At 67.6% G+C, this 1051-nt stretch carries 2 protein-coding genes; both read right to left on the bottom strand.

What is annotated here, in order from left to right:
- Positions 1–200: hypothetical protein (locus DFR50_RS32495; protein WP_210208846.1), on the bottom strand; the 200-nt coding region annotated here is incomplete at its 3' end.
- Between the two features lie 83 nt (positions 201–283).
- On the bottom strand, positions 284–1051 hold a 768-nt coding region (locus DFR50_RS09595), incomplete at its 5' end, for a DUF2019 domain-containing protein (RefSeq protein ID WP_210208847.1).

A 1051-nucleotide genomic window follows, 5' to 3' on the forward strand; every position in this document is an offset into this window, starting at 1 on the left:
GAAATCGTCGCCGGGGGCGCTCGCCGCCGCATTTCCGGCGTCAGCGCGTTCATCCGGGCGATGCGAGCCGCGCGCTCCGGCGTTCTCTCAAACCGTTCAGGCCGCCGAGAATCCCAAGGCGTTCCAAGCTCGTCGGCGAGCAGGCGAAACTCGTCGACGAGTTCGGCGACAGCCATGTCCGCCACATCGCGCGCGCTCATTTCAGCACCCCATATGCTCAGAGTTCGTTGGCAGCCTCACGCCAATTCTCAATCGAAAGCGTCGCTCTTCTCCACTCGCATCGTCAGCTCTGCGAGGGCGTCCGCGGCGGAATGACGCCCTCTTCCTCGTAGGACCGAAGCGATTGCCCGGCGCGTCCAAGCTCCCAGGAGTCCCCGCTCTTGCTCACCGCTTCGAGCGCCTTCGCCGCGCGCTCGGGAGCGATCCGAACCGTCGCGCGCGCCGCTTCCGCCCGCGTCGTGATGTTCGGCGAATCGAGCAGGGGCAGCAGCCGGTCGCATGTCCCGCGGCGGCGGAACTCCGCCACGATCTCATCGACCTCATCGTCGATTGTGTTGCGAAGCTCGATATCGAGAGGGATGCGTCCGCCTCCGCAATGCCGGGTCCAGAATTCCCGCAGGCAGGCGTCGGAGAACCGCGCCACGAGGTCGTCGTCCGACATCTGCGCCAAAGTCGGCAGCACGGGCGGCGGCGTGCGCGCGTGCTCGATCAGCGCCAGCGCCTCGCGGGGCGACACCTTCTCGCGCGCCCCGGCGAACGCGGCGTTCGAAAGCTCGCGATCGAATTCGCCAAAGCGCATCGCCGCCCACATGCGCACGTCCACGTCCGGGTCCAGCATCAGCGCCGAAATCGTCGCCGCGGGCGCTCGCCGCCGCATTTCCGGCGTCAGCGCGTTCATCCGGGCGATGCGCGCCGCGCGCTCCGGCGTTCTCTCAAACCGTTCAGGCCGCCGAGAATCCCAAGGCGTTCCAAGCTCGTCGGCGAGCAGGCGAAACTCGTCGACGAGTTCGGCGACAGCCATGTCCGCCACATCGCGCGCGCTCATTTCAGA

Origin of the sequence: Roseiarcus fermentans (assembly GCF_003315135.1) — a bacterium.
Lineage (GTDB): Bacteria > Pseudomonadota > Alphaproteobacteria > Rhizobiales > Beijerinckiaceae > Roseiarcus > Roseiarcus fermentans.